5 protein-coding genes are annotated in these 4,692 nt (G+C 74.9%); all 5 read right to left on the reverse strand.

What is annotated here, in order from left to right; all coding sequences use genetic code 11:
• The coding region (locus CCN39_RS41660; protein WP_208630618.1) for a 3-oxoacyl-ACP synthase at positions 1-709 on the reverse strand (709 nt) is incomplete at its 3' end.
• An 11-nt stretch (positions 710-720) separates the two neighbouring features.
• The gene (locus CCN39_RS41665) at positions 721-1,830 is read right to left on the reverse strand and encodes an acyl-CoA dehydrogenase family protein (protein ID WP_086851880.1); all 1,110 of its coding nucleotides are present in this window, start codon (positions 1,828-1,830) and stop codon (positions 721-723) included.
• Positions 1,823-2,101, reverse strand: coding sequence for an acyl carrier protein (locus CCN39_RS41670; protein WP_086851882.1), 279 nt, complete (start codon positions 2,099-2,101; stop codon positions 1,823-1,825). The genes CCN39_RS41665 and CCN39_RS41670 overlap by 8 nt, the downstream gene beginning before the upstream one ends.
• Positions 2,102-2,115: 14 nt before the next feature.
• Positions 2,116-2,955: a 3-hydroxyacyl-CoA dehydrogenase family protein gene (locus CCN39_RS41675; protein ID WP_279629615.1), complete on the reverse strand. Its 840-nt coding sequence runs from the start codon at positions 2,953-2,955 to the stop codon at positions 2,116-2,118.
• The coding region (locus CCN39_RS41680) for a thioester reductase domain-containing protein (protein ID WP_143264357.1) at positions 2,952-4,692 on the reverse strand (1,741 nt) is incomplete at its 5' end. The genes CCN39_RS41675 and CCN39_RS41680, both read right to left, overlap by 4 nt.

Genomic DNA, 4,692 nt, shown 5'->3' on the forward strand with positions numbered 1-4,692 from the left:
CCTTGCCGATCCCGGCGTCGGCGAGCACCTCGTCGACCAGCCGGCTCAGCCGCAGCCTGCTGTGCATGGCGAGCTCGAACCGGTAGCGGTCAGGCGACTGGCACTCTTCGCGCCACTCGTACCACGGCGCCTGCTTGTAGTCGACGCGGAAGAGGTCGTGGAAGCTGCCGTCGGTCTCCTGCCGGTGCGCCACCAGCTCCGGCCGCCCGCCGCGGACCACCGTCATCGCGTAGGCGCCGTCCCCGATCACGGTGACCGGGTAGCGGACGCGGTCGGCCCCGGCGGGGCGGCTCGCGTGCGTGATCAGGACGCTCTGCTTCGCCGGGTCCGCGAGCAGCAGGTCCCTGGCCAGTGCCCACGCCACGCTCGAGCCCGCGCACCCGAGCCCGTCGACGGTGAAGGAGAACGTCTTCTGCAGCCCGCAGCCGGCCTGGACCCGGCCGACGTCCGAACCCAGCAGCACGTCCGGGGCCCGCGGGCCGACCATGAGCAGCACGTCCGGTTCGCCGCCGGTTTCCTTGAGCAGCTCCTGGCACGCCCGCGTCGCGTACTCGGCGGTGTCGGCGTCCGGGAAGACCCCGACGCGGGAAACACCGCTGCCCGTGGCGAACTCGGCCTCCTCGGCCGGCAGGGTGTCCAGTTCGGACAGTGCCGCCACGTCGGTGAACTCCTCGGGCAGGACACAGTGGACGGCGCCGATCCCGATCATGTCCGCTCCCGTCATGCCCACGCCCGCAGGGCTTCTTCGGCCAGCACGAGCTGACTGATCTCGGTGCTGCCCTCGATGATTTCCATCAGCTTCGCGTCCCGGTAGGCGCGTGCGACCGGGTGCCCGTCGCGGGCGCCCGCCGAGCCCAGCAGCTGCACGGCGGTGGCCGCGCCCGCGGCCGCTCCGGTCGCGGCGACGTGCTTGGCCAGCACGGCGGCGGCGCCCAGGTCGGGGTCGCCCTCGTCCCAGCACCCGCTGGCCCGCGCGCAGGCCAGCGTCGCCGACCGCTCGGCGACGTGCAGCTCGGCCAGGTGCCGTCGCACGAGCTGGTGCTCGCTCAGGGCCACCCCGGCCTGCCGCCGCGCCGAGACGTGCCGGGCGGCCTCGGCCAGGCACGTGCGGAGCATGCCGACGCAGCCCCACGCGACGGAGATCCGGCCGTAGGTGAGCACGGTCGTCACGAGCATGCCGAGCGGGAGGGCGGTGCCGCCGAGCAGCGCGTCGGCGGGCAGCCGGACCCGGTCGAACCGGACGTCGGCGTGCCCGGCCGCGCGGCACCCGAGCGGGTCGGGCACCCGCGTCACGCGGACCCCCGGCGCGTCGGCGGGCACGACCACGCACCCGGCCTGGCCGTCCAGCTTCCCGATCACGACCAGCAGGTCGGCGTACGCCCCGACGGTGACCCACACCTTCGCGCCGTCGACGACGACCTCGTCGCCCTCGACGGTCAGCGTCGTTTCCATCGCGGAAAGGTCGCTGCCGGCGCCGGGCTCGCTGAACGCCACGCCGGCGAGCGAGCCCCCGGTGAGCGCGGTCAGGTGGGCGGCCCGCTGCCGGGCGGTGCCCAGCCGCCGCACCGCCCAGGCCGCCATGCCCTGCGACGTCAGCACGCTGCGCAACGAACCGCACAGCGTCCCCACGTGCGCGGTCAGTTTCCCGTTGTCCACACTGGACAGTCCGAGGCCGCCGTGGTCCGTCGGCACCTGCGCGCACAGGACGCCCTTGACGCCGAGCTCGCGCAGCACCGGCCGGGGCAGTTCCCCGGCGAGGTCCCAGCCCGCGGCGGCGTCCGCGGCGAGCCCGCTCGCGAGGGCCGCCGCCTCGGCGTGCGGCTCAGCCATCGGCGGTCTCCCGCAACCGCAGCACCAGCGCGGTCATCGCGGTCACGGTGCGGAAGTGGTCCAGCTTGAGGTCGGGGCCGCCGATCGTCAGGCCGAACGCGCTCTCCAGGTGCACCACCAGCTCCATGGCGAACATCGACGAGACGAGCCCGGAGGCGAACAGGTCGAGGTCCGGGTCGACGGCCTGCTTCGTGCGCTGCTCCAGGAAGGCCAGCAGATCCGCCCGCACCGCGTCCGCGGTGACCGGCTCCCGGTTGGTCGTTGTGCTCACAGCTCTCCTCGAGGTCAGTGTCGGTGGAAGCCCTGGCCGGTTTTGCGGCCGAAGTCGCCGTCGGCGACCTTGCGCAGCAGCAGCGCGCACGGTTCGTAGCCCGCGTCGCCGGTGCGGTCGTGCAGCACGCGCAGCGAGTCGACCACGTTGTCCAGGCCGATCAGGTCGGCGGTGGCCAGCGGCCCGGTCGTGTGCCCGAGGCAGCCGGTGAACGCGGCGTCGACCGCCTCCGGGCTCGCGATGCCCTCCTCGACGATCCGCGCCGCCTCGTTGATCGTCCGCTGCAGGATCCGGTTGATCACGAAGCCGGGGCCGTCGCCGACGACCACGGGTTCCCGGCCGAGCCGGTCCAGCAGGGCGGCCGCGGCGGCCATCGCCGGGTCGGTGCTGCGCGGCCCGCGGATCAGTTCGACCGCGCGGATCAGGTACGGCGGGTTCATGAAGTGGATGCCGACGAGCCGCCCGGGGTGGGTGACCGAGGCCGCGAGCTCGTCGATGGGGATGGCCGAGGTGTTGGACACCAGCAGCGTCCCCGGCCGCACGACGGCCGACACCTCGGCGAGCACCTTCGCCTTCAGCTCGGGCCGCTCGGTGATCGACTCGATCACCACGTCGGCGTCCGCGACCGCGGCGACGCTCTCCGCGGGCGTGACCACCCCGGCCGTGACGTCGCCCGGCAGCTTCCCCATCAGCTGGGCCAGCCGCAGCTGCCCGCGCACGTCGGCCTCGACCGCCGCGAGCCGCTCCGGGTCGACGTCGACCACCGTCACCGGCAGGCCGTGGCCCGCCGCCAGCGTCGTGATCGCCGTGCCCATCACCCCGGCGCCGAGCACCGCCAGCCGTTCGCCGCTCACTTGCCCTCCTTCGCGAGTTCGGGCAGCAGCTCGCCGAAGGCTTCGTCGTGCGCTGCCAGGAATGCCAGGCCACGGCGCAGCTGCGCGCCGTCGACGGCCGAGCTGAGACCGCGGCGGCGCAGCCAGGGCTGCCAGGCGCGCACCTGCACGGCGTCCTCGGCCAGCTCGTGGCCTTCGAGCTCGTACAGCGCGACCGCCGACAGCACGCGGCTGTCGCGGGCGAGCGCCTCCTTGGCCACCATCGCCCGCCAGTCGGGCAACGGCATCGGGTCGGTCTCCAGCCCGGTGCCGGCCAGCAGGCCGAACAGGTCCCGGGTGCCGATCGAGCGCTCGTCGGCCAGGTGGTAGACCCGGCCCGCCGAGGCCGGGCTCACCGCGAGCTCGGCGATCGCCCGCGCGATCACGTCGACCGGGGCGACCGGCTCGGCGCGGTCGTCGAGCGGGTGGGTGCCGGTGGCCAGGCCGCTGGCGAGCATCAGCCACACCAGGTCCCGGGCGTTGCACGCGCCCGTGCCGCCGGCCGCCATGATCAGGCCCGGCCGGAACACCCGCGCCCGGATGCCGTCCTCCTCGGCCCGCTCCAGCAGGCGCTCGCCGACCCACTTGCTGATCCCGTAGCCGCCGAGGTCGGGGTGCAGCGGCTGGCGCCGCGTCTCCAGCCGAGTACCGTCGGTCCCGCTCGCGGGCGCGGTCGCGGCGAGCGTCGAGACCAGGCTGAAGTCCCGGATGCCGTGGCGGCGCACCCAGTTCAGCAGGTCCGCCAGGGGCAGCACGTTGTCCTCGCGCAGCACCCGGTACGGCTCGGTGAACACCACCCGGGCCGCGCAGTGCACGACGTGCCCGATCCGGTCCGGCAGCACGCCCCCGGCCAGCGAGTCCGCGGTTTCGCCGAAGGTACGCAGGTCCGCGGGCACGGCGATGGCACGGTCCGGATCGGGGGCGGGCAGCGCCACCGCGGCGGCCGCGTCGCGCAACCGGGCCGCCGCCTCCGCCGGGTCCGCGGCGCGCACCAGGCAGTACACCCGGCCCTGTGTCGTCTTCAGCAGCTCGTGCAGCAGGAACGCCCCGAGGTAGCCGGTGGCGCCGGTGAGCAGGACGTCCCGGCCCGGGGCCCGCCGTCGCGACATCGGCCCGAGCGGCAGCTTCAGGTCGGCGTCGACCAGCGCGCCGTGGTCGTCCACTTCGGATGGTTCGGCGGACCCGTCGGCCAGCTGCGCGCGCACGATCCGCGCCAGCCGCCGCACGGTGGCCCGGCTGCCGCCCGCGCGGTGCACGTTGACCAGCACCCCGTGGCGCTGCTGCAGCCGCAGCGCCATCTGCACCGACAGCAGCGAAGTCCCGCCCAGCGCACCGAACTCCTCGTCGACGCCGACGGTCTCGCGCTCGAACAGCTCACCCCACAGGGCGGCGATGTCGTCCTCCAGCGACCCGGTCGCCGCCGGTACCGCCGGCTGCGCGGGCGGCCGGGCGGGCGCGAACACGTCCAGCCGGTCCAGCGGCCAGAACCGCTTGCGCTGGAACGGGTAGGTCGGCAGCGGGACCCGGCGGCCGGTCTCGCCCGCGGCGGCCGCCCAGTCGACGTCGACGCCGTTGAGCCACGCGGTGGTCAGCAGCTCGTCGAGCTCGCCCGGCTCGTCGGCGAAGATCCGGTGGACCCCGTCCGCCGCCCTGCTCGCCGCCCTCCCGCCGGACACCACCGTGTCCACTGTGGACCCAGGGGCGGCGGACGGGGTCCAC

Source organism: Amycolatopsis kentuckyensis (assembly GCF_002155975.1).
GTDB classification, from domain to species: Bacteria; Actinomycetota; Actinomycetes; order Mycobacteriales; family Pseudonocardiaceae; genus Amycolatopsis; species Amycolatopsis kentuckyensis.

Coding starts and splice junctions, on each gene's coding strand:
- CCN39_RS41665 (WP_086851880.1), bottom strand. CDS start 1,830: ATGGCTGAGCCGCACGCCGAGGCGGCGGCCCTCGCGAGCGGGCTCGCC.